Below are 17316 nucleotides of genomic sequence, written 5' to 3' on the forward strand. Positions count from 1 at the left end.
TTAAATTAAAATTTAATTCCTTTTACTACTTCACTTTCCGTCTTCTCTATCAACTCAGCAAAATCAAATTCACTTACTGCTAATGGCTTATGTATTACAAAGGTAAGGCGATTTCCTAAACCAAGTGGAAAAAATCCGTGTTTAACCATTTTCCAAGAATTATTTATGCTTATTGGAACTACATAAGCTGACGGAGCATACTTACATAATATTTTCAATCCACTTTGTGCAAATTCCTTTGGCTTGCCGGTTTTGCTTCTAGTTCCTTCTGGAAAAATAACTGCCGAACGATTATTTTTCTCAATGTATTCTGCCAATTTTTTAATTTCAGGGATAGCTTGCTTAGGATCTTTTCGATCAATCAACGCTGATCCGCCATGGCGCAAATTAAAGGAAACACTTGGAATTCCTTTTCCCAATTCTTTTTTACTCACAAATTTACAATGAAACTTGCGCAAAAACCAAATCATTGCAACAATATCATATAAACTTTGATGATTCGATACAAAAATTATTGGAACACCTTTGGGTATACTTTCTATATTCTCAAATTTGTAGGTAGTTCCCAAAAGATTCGTACACTTCAATAAAAAAAAATTGAGGTAGTCAACGCTTACTTTATGAGCGTTATATCCAAAGACATTAAAACAAATCCACTGAATAGGATGGAAAATGACCAACGTAAGACCAAAACATAAATAATACAATACAGATATGGGATACGAAATCAGTTTTTCCATGCTTAAAAAATTAAACACAAAAGTAACAAATATATTTTTTAGCGCTAATTAAATCCCAAACAATAATAGGTTTAGTGTTTAATTGTACCTTTGCTCTCTAAAATCTTTGCCCTTTACTTCTAGAAATGAACTTCAGCTATCCAAAAAACGAAAAACTAAAAAGTAAAATTACAATCGGATTATTATTTACGGATGGAAAATCAGTATCTAAATACCCATTGCGATTGGTTTATCATTGCGGTCCATTAAGTGACGGTCAAACCATAAAAATGGGAGTTTCTGTTTCCAAAAAGAACTTTAAAAAAGCACTAGATCGAAATCACTTTAAACGAATTCTGCGCGAAACCTACCGCTTGAACAAACATATACTTACTGATAATCTTGACAAACCTTGTGCCTTTATGTTGTTTTATCAAACTAAAGACCGTTTGTCATATGACGAAATCAACACTAAAACAATTCAATTGTTTGAGAAATTCATAGCGCAAAACGTGAAAAAAGACGAAACGGATACTACCATCATTCCAGTAACTAAATAGTTTCTCCTCTTTTAAAAAAGAGGGTTTATTTCATAACAGGCTCATTATTGTTGATTTATTCTTAATTTAGTCTTTTTTATTTTAATAGTAAAATACCATGACAGCCTTTTTGAAAAAGAAATATATCATCCCTATTATCGCTTCCCTCTTTTTGTTTGTTGGTGCCAGTTTCAAAAACGATTTTTTTGAAATTGCTAAGCAAATAGAAATTTTCACGACCTTATTCAAGGAATTGAACACGAATTATGTCGACGAAACAAATCCTGGAGAATTAATGGACAAAGCCATCAATGGCATGTTGAGCAGTCTCGACCCCTATACTGTTTACTTCAACGAGCAAGAAGTAGTTAATTTTAAAATAAATAATACAGGCGAGTATACTGGAATAGGTGCCTTGATTACTAGGAAAGAGGATAAATTAATCATCCGGGAAGTTTACAAGGATTTTCCTGCAGATAAAGCTGGTTTTAAAGCTGGTGACGAAATTATCCAAATTGGTGATGTTCTATTGGCCGACTTTAAAGACGATGCCTCCCAATTAATGAAGGGAGCTAAAAACACTAAAATAGCGCTGAAATACATACGCCAGAACAAAATAAATACCGCTGAAATAGTACTCAATGAGGTTGCCATAAAATCAGTTCCGTTTTTCTCCAAAATAGATGCCAAAACAGGATATATTGTTTTGTCACGTTTCAACGTAAAAGCGGCCCTTGAAACTAAGGAAGCATTAGAAGAACTTAAAAGACAAGGTGCTGAAAGGATCATTTTAGATTTAAGAGGAAATCCCGGAGGACTACTAAATGAAGCCGTAAACATATGTAATCTTTTTGTGCCAAAAAACGAGGTTATAGTAACCACTAAATCAAAAATAGAAAAACACAACAATACCTACAAGACTAGTTTTGATCCAATTGACACTCAAATACCATTGGTGATAATAATTAACGGTAAAAGTGCTTCGGCATCAGAGATCGTTTCGGGAGCTTTGCAGGATTTAGATCGCGCAGTCATTGTGGGTAGTAGAAGCTTCGGAAAAGGTTTAGTACAAAAACCGATTGACCTGACTTACAACACACAACTAAAAGTGACCATTTCTAGGTACTATACGCCATCAGGAAGATGTATTCAAGCCTTAGATTACGCACATAAAGACAAAAATGGTTTGGCAATCAGAACAGAAGAAAAAAACTACAATACCTTCAAAACTCGCAAAGGCAGAACCGTTTATGATGGTGGTGGTATTTTACCAGACATACAACTTGAAGAGACAAAAATGAGTCCTATTGCTGCGGCTTTAGTAAAAAATGACGGCATATTCAATTATGCTACCTACTATTATTTTAAAAATCCTAATTTGGGAAATCAAATTCCAAACTTCTCTAATGCCGATTACCAAAACTTTAAACAGTATTTAAAAACTCAGAATATCTCCTTTGACACTGAAACGGAATTGGCACTCAAAAATACTTTGGCTATAGCCAAAAAAGAAAAAATAGACGCCACAATTACTACCGAATACGAGCAATTACTTGCGGCATTACAAAAAAGCGAGGAAACACTATTGGATAAAAATCAAGAAGAAATTAAACATTTAATTGTTGATGAAATCATCAAACGCTTCCAATACCAAGAAGGTTTATACCAATATTATACTAAAAACAATTCAGAAATTCAGAAATCAGTTACTATTTTAAATAATAGCACGGAGTACAAAAACACATTGAAGATCTAGTTAATGCTACACTATTTAAAACTAATCGCCTTGCTCTCATTTGGCTATCTTACCGCCCAAGGGAAAAAAGTTGAAACAGTTTATTTTGATTTTGATAAATACACCTTGGAAGTTGAACAGGAACAAAACATTCTTGATTTTATCATCCAGGCAGATACTTCTAAAATTGAATCCATTCAAATTTATGGTTATTGCGACGACAGAGGTAATTCAGATTACAATTATAAATTATCAGAAGCTAGGGTGAAAACCGTTCAAGAAATCCTGACTTCATATGGTTTCAATAAAAATAAAATAGTACTTGTTGAAGGCATGGGACGTGTAATATTGACCGAAAATATTTTGGAAAACTTAGCCGAAATCCGTTCCAAAAATAGACGAGTGGATTTACTTATCGTCAGAAAAAATAGTTTCGGAAAAGGAATTTACAATTCCATTCAAGAAAAACATATTGTAGGAGATCGCATTTACTTTGAAAATATCCTATTTACTATGGGTAGCAGTAAACTAAGTTTAAATTCTAAAAAGGAGTTGGATAAAATTGCGATACAGCTTCAAAAAAACAAAAATATAGAATTTGAAATTAGGGGCCACGTTTGTTGTACCCCAAAACCTTATTTTGATGCTATTGACCGTGCAACAAATGAGAGAAAACTGTCAGTGAATCGTGCCAAAACTGTATTCTGGTATTTAATGTCCAAAAACGTCAATAGTCTTCGAATGACTTACAAAGGATGTGGAAATGAATTCCCCTTAGGTAAAGGGGATGATGTTGACCGAAGAGTTGAATTTTTAATTACAAAAGTATAATTACTCTCTTTTCATTTCTATATGAGGAATATCGTCCTCTAAATACATTTCGCTAGTTTGCACAAAACCATGACTTTCATAGAATTTTTTCAAGTATAGTTGGGCACCAATAGTGATTTTACTCTCGTTAAAATGCAATTGAACTCCAGCAATAGCTTCTCGCATTAAATCGTGCCCCCATTTTCTGTCTCTATAATTTGGATCAACGACAACTCTTCCTATTGAAGCATTGTCAAAGCTTATTCCCGCTTTAAAAAGGCGTGCGTGGGCAACGATATTCCCTTCAAACTCACCATAAAGATGTAATGCTATCTTGTCTTTACCATCAAGATCAAGATAAACGCAGTTTTGCTCCACTACAAAGACCTCACTTCTTAGTTTGAGTAAATCATATAGTTCGTTAACCGTTAATGCCTCAAAAGGCTTTATTTTCCATTGTATTGCCATGGATTCTCTTTTTAATTTGATTTTTAATTTAAACGATCACTTGCTATTACAACTGATTTTATAATAGCCTCCAATTCAAGCATCATATCTCTTTTTTCCTTTGAAGGAGAGTAACAAAACCCCTCTAGAATCAGCATTCTATCATTTTTTTCATCGACAATAGAATAATTGATAAAAGGTCCAGACATGAAGTCATTTTTTAATTCCCAGGTTCCTTTCATTTCATAAGCAAGCTTTCCAGCCAGTTTAATCTTAAAAAAATACGGAGAATATGCCTCTTCAGTAATCATATCAGTCCCGGCCTCTTTTCCATGAATATACTTCACCCCAATAGAATCGCGCATTTTTATAATATTCGAAACTAAATTGTCTTTGTTTTTAATAGAATTAATTGGCACCTGATAAATTAACAAACTCGTATTCCCGCTTACTATTTCTTTTTTTAACCAAATAAATTTATCATCCTGAACCATGTATTCATAACTGGAAGGAATATCTATAGAAACACCTAATTTACTATTGACATTTTTCGGGTCCAATAACGACTTTTTGTTTAGCCTCTGAATCTCATCAATTTCTGTCTTTCGAATGGTTTTAATTATCTGAGGAGTATTATTTTCTAAAATAGTCAAAATATCTGCAGCTGTTTTTCCTGTAATATGAAATACATTTTGAGGAAAAGCATACTGATCATTCTTTATAGCAAATTCATTTTTTTCCGCTTTTTTTACCACAATAATGTTGCGGTTGTCAGTCATAAACCCTTCCATCAATTTTACTGGATATTGATTTATGGTAAAAAGTGGTTCCTCCTGCGGCAAGCCAATAACGGGAGAAGCAAACTTATTTCGAATGCTGTCCCCAATTTCGCCATTCCACAATTGATCCTCTATTATAACCGAAATACTGTTGACTTTCCCCGTTGTTTTTCGCGGAAGATCCTCGCTTTGCTTTTTGCATGAAAAAAGCAATACGGGAATAAGAAGGATTAAGAAAAAGGTTTTATTCATTATAATTCGATTGTAAAATGGACAGTAATGGATCTAAAGATAGTCCGCACCTTTTAGATATTTATTGCACCCAAATTTATAGAAGATTATCTTATTATCCATTAATTTTTAATTTCATTCCGGGTTTTATTTGTTCACCGCGAATATCGTTCCATTTTTTTAAATCTGAAATAGATACTCCAGGATATTTTTTTGCTATGCTATATAAAGAATCTCCTTTTTTAACATAGTAATCAGCGCCTTGTTTTACAGAGATTGTAGCTGCGTTTTTCTTGAAAGAATTAACGGTTGCTCTATTCGTTTTGATTGCAACTTCATTTTTTGCCACAATTAAAGTACTTCCCAAAGCAATAGTATGACCCGATAAATCATTCCACTCTTTCAAATCTTCTAAAGTTGTTCCGAATTGTTTCGAAATGCTACCCAAGTTATCTCCTTTTCTAACCGTGTATTTAATATTTCTTAATTCAGGAGTTGCAACATGAACTTCTTTAGCATCCAATTTACTTTTTACAAGCTGCAAAGTCATACCGGCCTTAATTGTAGTACTTGAAAGTTGGTTCCAATCTTTGATTTCAGCTATCGTAATATTATTTTCTTTAGCAATCGCATTCAAATTATCTCCTTTACGAACCACATAAAAAGCATTTCTATTAGATGAAACTGTATCTAATTCAGTCTTGTTTTTTAATTCAGATATAACTCTTTTTTGATTTTTTAAGATACTTTCCTTAGAAACCGTTTCTAACTTAGCCTTTTTAACTACAGTTTTAACGATAGTTTCTGTTGTAATAATTTTCAGGCTTTTCCCATAAGCAATAGTATTGTTGCGGAGTTTGTTCCATCTTTTTAATTCGGAAACCTTCACATCAAACTTATTGGCAATCGCGCCTAAGTTATCTCCTCGCCTAATTTTGTAATATTTTGTTCTGGTACGGGTAATTCTTTGACTATTAGAATTGATTCTTTCTTTTGAAACTGTCGCCCTAGATTTCCGATACGGATGTTCCCTTAGATCTAATTCATGTTGCACATAAGCATACATTTTGTCTTCATTAGAAGCAAACACTGCAATTTTCTCTTTGGGTAATCTCAAATAATGGTTTTCATCATTATAAAAAGGAACTACATTTAACTTATAGGCTGGGTTTAATAGTTGAAGCTGCGCAACAGGAAGGTCTAATAAGTCTGAAATTTGCTTAAATGACATTTCCTTTTTAACCATGATAGTGTCAGTCGAGAAATGCTGAACTAAAGCACGATCTGGTCTTATTCCATGCTCATTATGATATTCATACAAATACATTGTTGCTAAAAATGCTGGGACATATCCTCTTGTTTCTCTAGGCAGGTGCTTTCTAATGTTCCAATAATTCTGTTTTCCACCAGAACGCCTGATTGCCTTAGATACATTACCAGGACCGGAGTTATAAGAGGCCAAAACCAATTCCCAATCGCCAAAAATAGAATACATATTAGACATGTACTTTGCTGCAGCAGCAGTTGCTTTTAAAGGATCGCTTCGCTCATCAACATAGGAATCAACCTTTAATTTGTATTGTTTTCCCGTTTGGTACATAAATTGCCAAAGTCCAGTAGCCCCCACTCTAGAAACTGCCTTTGGATTCAGTGCCGATTCTACGACAGCTAAATATTTTATTTCCAGGGGAACGTTTTCTTTGGCGAAAGCCTCTTCAAAAATGGGAAAATAGTATTCAGAAATAGCCATTAATCGCTCAAAAGATCTTTTTCTGTACTTTAGATAGGATTTAATTACATTTTCGAGACTCTCATTGTATTCAATTCTGAAAGGTGATTTTGCATCCATTGCAGCCAACCTCGATTTTAACAATTCAGTGGACAGCTCGTTGTAATCTACTTTTTTATCTATATCTATATTTTCAATATCATAGGAGATGTCACTGTACAAATCTAAATTTGTCAATTCATTCATCCATAAACTATCTACGCAAATGGCCATTTGGTCCTTCTCGAAGGTATTTTTGATGGAATCTAAATAGGATAAGTTATTCTCTGAAATAACAATTCCTTTGCTTTCGGCAGAGTTCTGCGAAAACAAAGGAATTGATGCTAATAATAAAAGTGATAATGCGGATTTTTTTATATTCATGCTGTTTTTTTGCCAACCTACTTCATCAAAATGATGACGTAAATCGTTTTTTTACAAACATAATATGTTATTCCTAAAACTTTAAATAAATACTGTTAAAGCTGTAATTTTTAGTCTAGAATTGCTGCAATACCTGGCAATACTTTACCTTCTAGCATTTCAAGCATTGCTCCACCACCGGTAGAAACGTAACTCATTTTATCTTCAAGACCAAATTGTTTTACCGCTGCAACTGAATCTCCACCACCCACAAGTGAGAAAGCACCTTTTTCAGTAGAAGCTGCTATATAGTTACCAAGAGCGATTGTTCCGTTAGCAAAACTTTCCATTTCAAATACACCTAATGGTCCGTTCCAAAGAATCGTTTTAGATTCCATTATTACCTTTTCAAAGTTGGCTAATGATTTAGGACCTGCATCAAGACCTTGCCATCCGTCAGGAATTTCATTAACATCAACAATTTTAGTATTTGCAGTATTTGAAAAATCATCTGCCGCAATTACATCTACAGGAATGTGAATTTGAACCCCTTTTTCTTTAGCCAATCTCAAGATTTCTAAAGCCAATTCTTGTTTGTCATCTTCACAAATAGAATCACCAATTTTTCCTCCTAAGGCTTTCACGAAAGTAAAAGTCATTCCACCACCAATAATCATGTGGTCTACTTTATCAAGAATGTTTTCGATAACCGTAATTTTCGAAGATACTTTTGATCCACCAAGAACAGCTGTTACTGGTTTTTCGCTATTTTTTAATACTTTATTTAAACTTTCGATTTCTTTAGCCAATAGTAATCCGAAACATTTTTCAGTTGGGAAAAATTGAGCAATGATAGTAGTCGAAGCGTGTGCTCTATGTGCAGTTCCAAATGCGTCATTAACATAAATATCTCCAAGTGACGCCAATTCTTTTGCAAAAGCAACATCACCTGCTTCTTCTTCCTTATGAAAACGTAAGTTTTCTAACAATAAAACTTCTCCTGCTTTTAAGTTTGCAGCAGCATTTTTAGCTTCTTCACCAATACAATTTGAAGCAAATTGAACTGAAACACCAAGCACTTCTGAAGTTGTTTTCAAAATATGTTTTAGTGAATATTTCTCTTCAACACCTTTTGGTCTTCCTAAATGTGACATTAAAATCACGCTTCCACCTTGAGCAAGAATTGCGTCAATAGTTGGTTTTGCCGCTTCAATACGAGTAGCATCTGTTACATTGAAATTTTCGTCCAAAGGCACGTTAAAATCAACACGTATTATTGCTTTTTTATTTTTAAAGTCAAAGTCGTTTATAGTCTTCATTAGGTCTATTTTTAGTTTGTTTTATTGAAAGAATAACAAATATAGAACTTTTAGATTATTAATAAATTCGAATAAATCAAAAAATATTGCTTTTAATGAACGAAATCGTTGTAATTCGATAAATAATTTATTTTATCACTATTTAAAGTGATTTATTTTCAAAAAAGAGAGTCTAATCCTGTTTTAAAATCAAAAAGAAAATTTAATATCAAAATGAGGCTACATTTTAGCAAACTTTGCAATTGAAAACTTTAGACTAACCCATTTTCTTATATCTTTGCTTTATGCAATTTTCTGAAATTTTAGGGCAAGAACACATTAAAAACCATCTGACAAAAAGTGCAGAAATGGGCAGAATTCCCCATGCGCAATTATTTGTTGGACCGGAAGGAAGTGGTACTTTAGCTATGGCTATTGCCTATTCCCAATATATTTTATGTGGTAATCAAAACGGGGAAAACTCAGGCCCGAATGAAGCCTGTAATCTGAAATTCCAAAAAACATCACATCCTGATTTACACTTTGCTTATCCAACAGTGACTACTGATGCAGTAAAGAAAAGTCCAAAAAGTATTGACTTCATTGTAGATTGGCGAAAATTTGTAACTCAAACTCCTTACGGAGGTTTGTTTGATTGGTATGCCATTTTAGGAGTTCAAAATAAACAAGGCGAAATTAGAGTTGATGATGCACAGGAAATTTTAAAATCATTATCTTTAAAATCATACGAAGGCGGTTATAAAATCATGATTGTTTGGATGGCCGATAAATTAAATATCGCCGCTTCTAATAAGTTATTGAAACTGCTGGAAGAACCGCCAGAAAAAACGGTTTTCATTTTAATTTCTGAAAACGAAGAAGATATTATTCAAACCATACGTTCCCGTTGTCAGATTTTACATTTCAATGGACTGAGCGAACCTATTATAGCAGAAGCTTTGGTTTCGCGAGAAAAAGTGGATCCTAGTTTAGCGGCTAAAATAGCACATCAGGCACAGGGCAATTACAATATTGCTTTACATTTATTGCATGATGACAATGATGAATTTCCATTTGAACAATGGTTTGTAACCTGGGTTCGGGCTGCGTTTCAGGCAAAAAAAGATGCTTCTGCAATTCAGGACCTAATACTTTGGAGCGAAAAAATTGCAAGCCTTGGAAGAGAGACTCAAAAAAAGTTTCTAGAATTTTGCATCGAAATGTTCCGTCAGGCTTTGTTGATAAATTATGAAACTCCAAGTTTAGTTTACTTTGAACCAAAAGTAGACAAATTCAAACTCGAGAAATTTGCGCCATTTGTTAATGGCAATAATATTCATGATATTTTCAAGGAACTCTCGGATGCCATGTATCACGTGGAACGCAACGGAAACGCGAAAATCATTTTAACCGATTTGTCAATCAAATTAACACGCTTAATCCATAAAAAATAACCATATGAATAACGTCGCATCCATTCTAATTTTAATTTTTTTAGCTATCACTTTTCTTCAATCCGGTTACGACAAACTGTTTTACTGGAAAGACAATGTCGAGTGGCTAAAAGGCCATTTTGCTAAAACACAATTAAGAAACCTAGTGCCTTTGGCTTTAATGCACATTTTGGTTTTGGAATTAATTTCTGGGATTTTGTGTATTGTAGGTTGTATCGAATTATTGATTAACAATGGTAGATTATTTGGTTTTTACGGAGCCGTTTTTTCATGCATTACCTTACTTATGTTACTCTTCGGACAACGATTGGCTAAAGATTATGATGGAGCTAGAACCATCGTTATTTATTTTATGCCTGCAGTAATGGCCGTTTATTGGTTAAATTAAAAAAATAGAATTAAAACAAACAGTAAATACATTAACGAAAATAATGACACCAAAACATCCTTCCGAATCCTTAACAACATTAACCGATTTAGTTTTACCAAGTGAAACAAATCCTTTGAATAATCTTTTTGGCGGCGAGTTATTGGCCCGTATGGATCGTGCTGCAAGTATAGCTGCGAGAAGACATTCGAGAAGAATTGTGGTTACTGCATCAGTGAATCACGTGGCATTTAATAGAGCCATTCCTTTGGGAAGTGTCGTTACTGTTGAAGCTAAAGTTTCTAGAGCATTTAAAAGTTCAATGGAAATTTTTATTGACATTTGGGTTGAAGACAGAGAGTCTGGTAATAAGACCAAGGCTAATGAGGCTATATACACATTTGTGGCGGTAGATGATACAGGAAGACCTGTAGAAGTACCCCAAATAATCCCAGAAACTGAACTTGAAAAACAACGATTTGATGCTGCATTAAGACGCAAACAACTGAGTTTACTTTTGGCTGGAAAAATGAAACCAGAAGATGCTACTGAGTTAAAAGCATTGTTCATGTAAAAACGGAATTTACTTCTTGAAAGAGAAATTTTTAATTAAAAAAAGAAGTATTTTTACGAGCACAAAAAAATTAAAAGACAAAAAATGTAGCAATCTGATAGGTTCAGCATTTTTCTTAGAGCGATAAAATAATACAAATGAAAGAAAAGGTAAAAGAGAAGATGAGTACAGAGAAAGAAGCCAAACTAAAAGCGTTACAACTTACCCTTGACAAACTGGACAAAACCTACGGAAAAGGAACAGTAATGAAAATGGGGGATAAAGCCATTGTAGAAGTGGAAACCATTTCTTCAGGCTCTTTAGGAATTGATTTAGCTCTAGGGGTAAATGGATATCCAAGAGGAAGAATCATAGAAATATACGGTCCAGAATCATCTGGAAAAACTACTTTGACGCTTCATGCTATTGCCGAAGCTCAAAAAGCAGGTGGAATTGCAGCTTTTATCGATGCAGAACACGCATTTGATAGAAATTATGCTGAAAAATTAGGAGTTGATATTGAAAATCTAATCATTTCTCAACCAGACAATGGAGAGCAAGCATTAGAAATTGCTGAAAACTTGATTCGTTCAGGTGCAATTGATATTGTTGTAATTGACTCGGTTGCTGCATTGACACCAAAAAGTGAAATTGAAGGTGAAATGGGAGATTCTAAAATGGGTCTTCATGCTCGTTTAATGTCTCAAGCATTGAGAAAACTAACAGGAACAATTAGCAAAACGAATTGTACTGTATTCTTTATCAATCAATTGAGAGAGAAAATTGGAGTAATGTTTGGAAATCCAGAGACTACAACTGGAGGAAATGCATTGAAGTTTTATGCTTCGGTTCGTTTAGATATCCGTCGTTCTACTCAAATTAAAGATGGAGACAGCGTACTTGGTAACAGAACCAAAGTAAAAGTGGTAAAAAACAAAGTAGCACCACCTTTTAAAATTGCTGAATTTGACATCATGTATGGTGAAGGAATTTCAAAAACAGGAGAAATCTTAGATTTAGCTGTTGAGTTTGAAATCATCAAAAAAGCAGGATCTTGGTTTAGTTATGGTGAAACCAAATTAGGACAAGGTCGTGATGCTGTGAAATCTTTGATTAAAGACAATCCAGAATTAGCAGATGAATTAGAAGTAAAAATCAAAGCTAGAATTAAGGAATTAGCTGATGCTTAATATACTTTTCTAAAGTAATTAGAATGCCCGAATGTAATATTCGGGCATTTTTTTTGGCCTGTTTTTTCACCTGTTACTTGTATTTTAAAACCCATTTTTTGATAAAAATCAATTAATTTTGAATAATAACGCAACCTTTTTTATTCATTTTCATCTTATATAAAATGTAACGAAGTTATTAATATCAAAAATTATGAAAAAATGAAAAAACTAGTTTTATTTTTAGTGCTAATTACAACTTTAGTAAGTTGTAGTACTGACAATGACAACAATGATTCTTACACCTACGAAGTGCTTCCCGTGCAAAGCTATGAACTTCCAGCAAGTTTTACTCTAGGAGAAACCTATGAAATTAAATTGAAATACCAAAGGCCTACAGCATGTCATATTTTTCAAGGAATTTATTACGATAAAAACCTAAATACGAGAACCATTGCGATACAAACAGCTGTAAATGACAACCAGATATGTACCACAGAAGTCCCTGCATTATCTGAGGTTTCTTTTAATTTTTATGTCACTAATACTGGGTCTTATATCTTTAAGTTTTATAAAGGAGAAGATGCTGCTGGACAAGATCTTTTTGAAGAAGTAGAAATTCCTGTAGTTAACTAAAAACCAGAAAAAATCTGTGGGATTAGATCAAATAATTAACGATTGTAAAAAAAACAACTCTAAAGCTCAGGAGCAATTGTATCAATTGTTTTCTAAAAAGTTTTTTGGGGTATGCTTGAAGTATTCTAGTAATTATGCTGATGCTGAAGATAATTTACAAGACGGTTTTTTGATAATCTTTAGAAAAATAGACCAGTTTAATGGCAAAGGTTCATTTGAAGGTTGGGCGAAAAGAGTAATGATAAATAATGCACTCCAAAAATTTAAAGGAGTGCGTTATTTAGAGCTTACTAACGAAAATATACCCGAGGATGATGTTGAAATAGATGACGAGAATGTTCCTATTGACTATTTAATGCAAATCATCCAAGAATTACCAGATCAATACCGACTCGTTTTCAGCCTCTACGTTCTTGACGGTTATTCCCATAAAGAAATTGCAGACACATTGAAAATAACAACAGGAAATACAAAATCAAATCTTTCAAGAGCAAGGCTCATTTTAAAAGAAAAAATTGAAGTTTATACAAGAATTGAAATAAAGTCATTGGCAAAATGAGCGATAAAAAAAACATAGACCGATTGTTTCAAGAAAAATTTAAGGATTTTGAAGCAGAACCTGATCAACAGCTTTGGTTGAACATTGAAGCGCAATTAAAAGAAAAAAAACGAAAAGTAATTCCTTTTTGGATGCAATTTTCAGGAATTGCTGCTGCCCTTATTTTAGGATTCTTCGCCTTCAATATGGCTTTCAATACCAATAATGAAATCAAAAAAACCATTGTTTTAGATTCAAAAAATGAAAGTAAAAACAAAGACTCTATTTCAAAAGAAAAAAAGAATGCCCCTTTTCATATAAAAAACAAGCAACAAGTAGTAATAACTAACCCAAACACCGTTAGAAATCATGAAAATGAAAATACAACTTTTACTTCCGCAAAAACCAATTCTGAACAAAAGAAAAATTCAACTGATTCTTCGCTTTATAAATCGAAAAATAATTCACCGCTAAAACCGTTAGCTTCTAATACGTCCAACTCAAAATTAGACCAGGGAATTGTCGAGAATAATCGTCTTAAAAATGCAAATTCACTCGCAAATACTGTTGATAAAGTAATGGGAGAAACCAAATTAGACAGCAAGTCAGATTCTAAAATTGTAGCGTCTGATACTAAAAAACAAGATGCTATTATTCCAGAAACTCCAAATGAATTAGCCGAAATTCTAAAAAAGAAAGAAGAAGAAAAATCTCCTACCGATATCAATAACAAAGACAAATGGCAAATTGTGCCTAATATAGCTGCTGTCTATTTGAATCCAAATTCAGCTGGATCTTCTATCGATGCACAATTCGATGACAATACAATAACAGCCGATAACAGCCTTAGCTTTGGAATTGGTGTGAATTATGCCGTTTCTAATAAAATCACCTTAAGAACAGGGCTTAATAAGCTTGCTTTGGGATATAACACCAATGACGTCATTTATTCAACCAGTTTAGCAACTAATAACCTCCCTAATATTACCTACAGCTCTAGCGCGCCAATTGAAGTAAAAAACCAAGATGCACTTAGTACACTTGTTGGTTTTGAAAGAACCATACAAAATACAAGTACTGCTGCTATCAATCAAAAAATGGGCTATTATGAAGTGCCGTTAGAGCTTTCATACGCTCTTTTAAATAAAAAGTTTGGTGTTAGTATAATTGGTGGAATTAGCACTTTATTTTTAAACCAAAATAAAGTTTCCTTAGTCTCTAACAACATTAATTTAAAGTTAGGGGAGGCCAATAATTTAAACCCAATTCATTTTAGTACCAATGTTGGAATGGGATTTAAATACCAATTTATGAAATCATTTCAGGTAAACATTGAGCCCATGGTCAAATATCAGTTGAACACTTACTCTGACAATTCCAATAGTGACAAAGCTGCTTTTATTGGGTTATATACTGGGATTATCTATTCCTTTTAGTTGGATATCATACTCCATTAGTTGGGAATAAACGACTTCTCTAGTTTCTTCACGGATTACTTTTCTATCTACTCCTGTTTTTCCAAAAGTATCAATCTGTGGATGTATTTTAGCCCTCATAATTCCTGGGCTACCACTGAAAAAGGTGTAAGAAAACCTTTTTTTATTATCTGCAAAAGTAATGGGAAGAATTGGAATTTGATGCTCAATCGCTAATCGAAAAGCCCCATCTTTAAAAGTATCCAATACAATGGATTCATCATCTGGAACACCACCTTCTGGAAAAATACAAACACTTAAACCTCGGTCGATTATTTTTTGAGCCTGATTAAAAACTTCTAGTCGGCTTTTTGAACAACCTCGATCCACTAAAATACAGGTCCTTTTATAGAAAAAACCAAATAATGGAATTTTAGCCAATTCCTTTTTACCTACAAAAACAAACGGACTCTTAACTACTGCTAACATCAACATAATATCAACCATTGAGGTATGATTAGCAACAATCATATAGCTTTTATCTGATTCTAAGATTTGGTTTCTTTCAATTTTATAGTAAAACCCCATTCCGAAGAGAATGAATTTGGCCCAAATACGTGACATTTTAAAGTAGTACGGATAACCTTTTTCAGAAACGATAGACGCTACTAAAAATGGTAACATAATCACTATGGGGATAGTAAATAAAATATAAAACCACATCCGCCATAAAGTCCAGAAAATTATTTTTATTCCTTTCATGAGTTCAAAAATAGGGATTCCTATGATACTATTTTTAAAAAGAATTAAATTTGGGAAAACTATAACCGCAAAGAGCAGCCTTTTATTTAAAAAAAGATACAAGTATTGTCGACTGCAAATTATTAAATTAAACTCTCAATCTAATTTTTTGACGTTTGCTAAGCTTTTAAAAAATAAAAATTACCGCAAATTCGCAAATTAAATTTTTCAATCAAGCTTTTAAATTGGCGAATTTTCGGTCAATATTTAATTCCTTAAAATAGCTGTTGCCTTTCTTACAACAGAAGCCTCTAAAAAAATAAACTTAAAAAAACTATGCGAACTTTGCGGTAAATAAATAAACTATGCGAACTTTACGCTTCAGAAAAAAATTACAATGGCAAAAATACTTACCGGTGTCCAAAGTACAGGAACACCACATTTAGGAAACCTACTTGGGGCAATCATACCCGCGATTCAATTATCGAATGATCCAAAAAACGAATCTTTTCTTTTTATTGCCGACTTGCATTCGATCACCCAGATAAAAGACGGAAATACATTAAGGACCAACACCTACAGTACTGCCGCCGCTTGGCTGGCTTGTGGATTAGATGTTAACAAAGTGGTTTTTTACAGACAGTCTGATGTGCCACAAACAGCAGAATTGTCTTGGTATTTAAGCTGTTTTTTCCCTTTTCAACGTCTGACCCTTGCCCATTCATTCAAAGACAAAGCAGACAGACTAGACGATGTAAACGCAGGCTTGTTCTCCTACCCGATGTTGATGGCTGCTGATATTTTATTATACGACGCAGAGTTAGTTCCAGTAGGAAAAGACCAATTGCAACATCTTGAAATTACTCGTGATGTAGCATCAAGATTCAATCACCAAATGGGAGAAACATTTGTTATTCCTGAAGCCAAAATACAGGAAGACAGCATGTTGATTCCCGGGACAAATGGCGGAAAAATGAGTAAATCAGCTAATAATTTAATTAATATATTTCTGGAAGACAAAGCATTGCGCAAGCAAGTGATGTCTATAGAAACGGACAGTACGCCACTAGAAGAACCTAAAAATCCAGATACTTGTAATGCATTTGCGATTTACTCCTTGTTAGCCAATGCCGAGCAACTTGCAGCAATGCGTGCTAATTACGAAGGTGGAAACTATGGTTACGGTCACGCCAAACAAGCTTTGTTTGAACTGATATGCGAAACCTTTAAAACCGAAAGAGAAAAATACAATTATTACATGAACAACCTTCCAGAAGTAGACGCCTTGCTTAAAATAGGCGCTAATAAAGCTTCAACAGTTGCGAATGCTGTATTGTCAAGAGTACGAGAGAAATTAGGTTTTGAAGCCCTTTAGTTTCTATAATTATTACGCTCAAAACCCCTTTTTTTCGAAAATAAAAAGGGGTTTTTGTTTATTAAACTAAAATATCACTAAAAGTGGGTATTTGATTTACGCTTTGTTTTGCGTAAGTTTGAAAATGAGGCTTTTACAAAAAAAGCACTAATTTAAGATCATATTATGAAAATAAAATTATTTACCCCCCCCCATTTTTTAGGAATTTTCTTTGTTTTACTACTCTTTTCTTGTACTAAAGAGGATTTGCCAAGCAACTCAACAACTACGGTGACAAATCAAATAGAATCTGCTAAAACATGGTTTTAAAATAATCCCATACTAAACAATTTCATTCTTTTAGAATTTGTAGCCAAAATAGATTGGGAAAAAGCACAAT

The 17316-nt window shown here is 33.5% G+C and carries 17 protein-coding genes; 11 read left to right on the forward strand and 6 right to left on the reverse strand.

Features of this window, described 5'->3' with window-relative positions; translation table 11 throughout:
• Nucleotides 1–5: 5 nt before the first annotated feature.
• The gene (locus tag BLV91_RS00995; RefSeq protein WP_091428627.1) at nt 6–740 is read right to left on the reverse strand and encodes a lysophospholipid acyltransferase family protein; all 735 of its coding nucleotides are present in this window, start codon (nt 738–740) and stop codon (nt 6–8) included.
• 125 nt (nt 741–865) lie between these two features.
• Here BLV91_RS00995 and BLV91_RS01000 point away from each other — a divergent pair, with 125 nt between their 5' ends.
• The 3 genes from BLV91_RS01000 (at nt 866) to BLV91_RS01010 (ending at nt 3824) form a co-directional block, all read left to right on the forward strand.
• Nucleotides 866–1279 (forward strand): ribonuclease P protein component, encoded by a 414-nt coding sequence (locus tag BLV91_RS01000; protein WP_091428629.1) that lies wholly within the window; start codon nt 866–868, stop codon nt 1277–1279.
• 97 nt (nt 1280–1376) lie between these two features.
• Nucleotides 1377–3014: a S41 family peptidase gene (locus BLV91_RS01005; protein WP_091428631.1), complete on the forward strand. Its 1638-nt coding sequence runs from the start codon at nt 1377–1379 to the stop codon at nt 3012–3014.
• Nucleotides 3015–3017: 3 nt separating this feature from the next.
• The gene (locus BLV91_RS01010; protein ID WP_091428634.1) at nt 3018–3824 is read left to right on the forward strand and encodes an OmpA family protein; all 807 of its coding nucleotides are present in this window, start codon (nt 3018–3020) and stop codon (nt 3822–3824) included.
• Here the strand turns inward: BLV91_RS01010 and BLV91_RS01015 are convergent, their stop codons facing one another.
• From BLV91_RS01015 to BLV91_RS01030, 4 genes are all read right to left on the reverse strand, one after another.
• Nucleotides 3825–4271 (reverse strand): GNAT family N-acetyltransferase, encoded by a 447-nt coding sequence (locus tag BLV91_RS01015; RefSeq protein ID WP_091428635.1) that lies wholly within the window; start codon nt 4269–4271, stop codon nt 3825–3827.
• A gap of 23 nt (nt 4272–4294) precedes the next feature.
• Nucleotides 4295–5281 (reverse strand): DUF4837 family protein, encoded by a 987-nt coding sequence (locus tag BLV91_RS01020; RefSeq protein ID WP_091428637.1) that lies wholly within the window; start codon nt 5279–5281, stop codon nt 4295–4297.
• A gap of 94 nt (nt 5282–5375) precedes the next feature.
• Entirely contained in the window at nt 5376–7412 is a 2037-nt protein-coding gene (locus BLV91_RS01025; protein WP_091428638.1) for a LysM peptidoglycan-binding domain-containing protein, read from the reverse strand.
• Nucleotides 7413–7522: 110 nt separating this feature from the next.
• Nucleotides 7523–8710: a phosphoglycerate kinase gene (locus BLV91_RS01030; protein ID WP_091428640.1), complete on the reverse strand. Its 1188-nt coding sequence runs from the start codon at nt 8708–8710 to the stop codon at nt 7523–7525.
• Nucleotides 8711–8994: 284 nt separating this feature from the next.
• Between BLV91_RS01030 and BLV91_RS01035 the strand changes: the two genes are divergently transcribed.
• The 7 genes from BLV91_RS01035 to BLV91_RS01065 all read left to right on the forward strand — a co-directional run bounded on the left by BLV91_RS01035 (nt 8995) and on the right by BLV91_RS01065 (nt 14842).
• Nucleotides 8995–10143 (forward strand): DNA polymerase III subunit, encoded by a 1149-nt coding sequence (locus tag BLV91_RS01035; protein WP_091428641.1) that lies wholly within the window; start codon nt 8995–8997, stop codon nt 10141–10143.
• Nucleotides 10144–10147: 4 nt separating this feature from the next.
• On the forward strand, nt 10148–10531 hold the full coding sequence (locus BLV91_RS01040) for a DoxX family membrane protein (RefSeq protein WP_091428643.1): 384 nt from the start codon (nt 10148–10150) through the stop codon (nt 10529–10531).
• A 43-nt stretch (nt 10532–10574) separates the two neighbouring features.
• A complete protein-coding gene (locus BLV91_RS01045) occupies nt 10575–11084 on the forward strand; it encodes an acyl-CoA thioesterase (protein WP_091428645.1) in 510 nt (169 codons plus the stop codon).
• 161 nt (nt 11085–11245) lie between these two features.
• Nucleotides 11246–12253: a recombinase RecA gene (recA, locus tag BLV91_RS01050; protein ID WP_091429105.1), complete on the forward strand. Its 1008-nt coding sequence runs from the start codon at nt 11246–11248 to the stop codon at nt 12251–12253.
• Between the two features lie 201 nt (nt 12254–12454).
• On the forward strand, nt 12455–12868 hold the full coding sequence (locus BLV91_RS01055; protein ID WP_091428646.1) for a hypothetical protein: 414 nt from the start codon (nt 12455–12457) through the stop codon (nt 12866–12868).
• 16 nt (nt 12869–12884) lie between these two features.
• On the forward strand, nt 12885–13427 hold the full coding sequence (locus tag BLV91_RS01060; protein ID WP_091428648.1) for an RNA polymerase sigma factor: 543 nt from the start codon (nt 12885–12887) through the stop codon (nt 13425–13427).
• On the forward strand, nt 13424–14842 hold the full coding sequence (locus BLV91_RS01065; RefSeq protein WP_091428650.1) for a porin family protein: 1419 nt from the start codon (nt 13424–13426) through the stop codon (nt 14840–14842). Before BLV91_RS01060 ends, BLV91_RS01065 begins: the two co-directional genes overlap by 4 nt.
• Here BLV91_RS01065 and BLV91_RS01070 read toward each other — a convergent pair.
• Nucleotides 14813–15583 (reverse strand): lysophospholipid acyltransferase family protein, encoded by a 771-nt coding sequence (locus BLV91_RS01070; protein ID WP_091428652.1) that lies wholly within the window; start codon nt 15581–15583, stop codon nt 14813–14815. The genes BLV91_RS01065 and BLV91_RS01070 overlap by 30 nt on opposite strands.
• A 376-nt stretch (nt 15584–15959) precedes the next feature.
• Between BLV91_RS01070 and trpS the strand changes: the two genes are divergently transcribed.
• A complete protein-coding gene (gene trpS, locus BLV91_RS01080) occupies nt 15960–16937 on the forward strand; it encodes a tryptophan--tRNA ligase (RefSeq protein WP_091428655.1) in 978 nt (325 codons plus the stop codon).
• Nucleotides 16938–17316 lie beyond the last annotated feature (379 nt).

Origin of the sequence: Flavobacterium degerlachei, assembly GCF_900106645.1 — a bacterium.
GTDB lineage: Bacteria > Bacteroidota > Bacteroidia > Flavobacteriales > Flavobacteriaceae > Flavobacterium > Flavobacterium degerlachei.

What these genes read in the sequence shown, in the direction of transcription:
- trpS (WP_091428655.1), top strand. Translation starts at nt 15,960, where the DNA reads ATGGCAAAAATACTTACCGGTGTCCAAAGTACAGGAACACCACATTTA.
- BLV91_RS01035 (WP_091428641.1), top strand. Translation starts at nt 8,995, where the DNA reads ATGCAATTTTCTGAAATTTTAGGGCAAGAACACATTAAAAACCATCTG.
- BLV91_RS01040 (WP_091428643.1), top strand. Translation starts at nt 10,148, where the DNA reads ATGAATAACGTCGCATCCATTCTAATTTTAATTTTTTTAGCTATCACT.
- BLV91_RS01070 (WP_091428652.1), bottom strand. Translation starts at nt 15,583, where the DNA reads ATGAAAGGAATAAAAATAATTTTCTGGACTTTATGGCGGATGTGGTTT.
- BLV91_RS01000 (WP_091428629.1), top strand. Translation starts at nt 866, where the DNA reads ATGAACTTCAGCTATCCAAAAAACGAAAAACTAAAAAGTAAAATTACA.
- BLV91_RS01055 (WP_091428646.1), top strand. Translation starts at nt 12,455, where the DNA reads ATGAAAAAACTAGTTTTATTTTTAGTGCTAATTACAACTTTAGTAAGT.
- BLV91_RS01025 (WP_091428638.1), bottom strand. Translation starts at nt 7,412, where the DNA reads ATGAATATAAAAAAATCCGCATTATCACTTTTATTATTAGCATCAATT.
- BLV91_RS01065 (WP_091428650.1), top strand. Translation starts at nt 13,424, where the DNA reads ATGAGCGATAAAAAAAACATAGACCGATTGTTTCAAGAAAAATTTAAG.
- BLV91_RS01045 (WP_091428645.1), top strand. Translation starts at nt 10,575, where the DNA reads ATGACACCAAAACATCCTTCCGAATCCTTAACAACATTAACCGATTTA.
- BLV91_RS01005 (WP_091428631.1), top strand. Translation starts at nt 1,377, where the DNA reads ATGACAGCCTTTTTGAAAAAGAAATATATCATCCCTATTATCGCTTCC.
- recA (WP_091429105.1), top strand. Translation starts at nt 11,246, where the DNA reads ATGAGTACAGAGAAAGAAGCCAAACTAAAAGCGTTACAACTTACCCTT.
- BLV91_RS01010 (WP_091428634.1), top strand. Translation starts at nt 3,018, where the DNA reads ATGCTACACTATTTAAAACTAATCGCCTTGCTCTCATTTGGCTATCTT.
- BLV91_RS00995 (WP_091428627.1), bottom strand. Translation starts at nt 740, where the DNA reads ATGGAAAAACTGATTTCGTATCCCATATCTGTATTGTATTATTTATGT.
- BLV91_RS01030 (WP_091428640.1), bottom strand. Translation starts at nt 8,710, where the DNA reads ATGAAGACTATAAACGACTTTGACTTTAAAAATAAAAAAGCAATAATA.
- BLV91_RS01015 (WP_091428635.1), bottom strand. Translation starts at nt 4,271, where the DNA reads ATGGCAATACAATGGAAAATAAAGCCTTTTGAGGCATTAACGGTTAAC.
- BLV91_RS01020 (WP_091428637.1), bottom strand. Translation starts at nt 5,281, where the DNA reads ATGAATAAAACCTTTTTCTTAATCCTTCTTATTCCCGTATTGCTTTTT.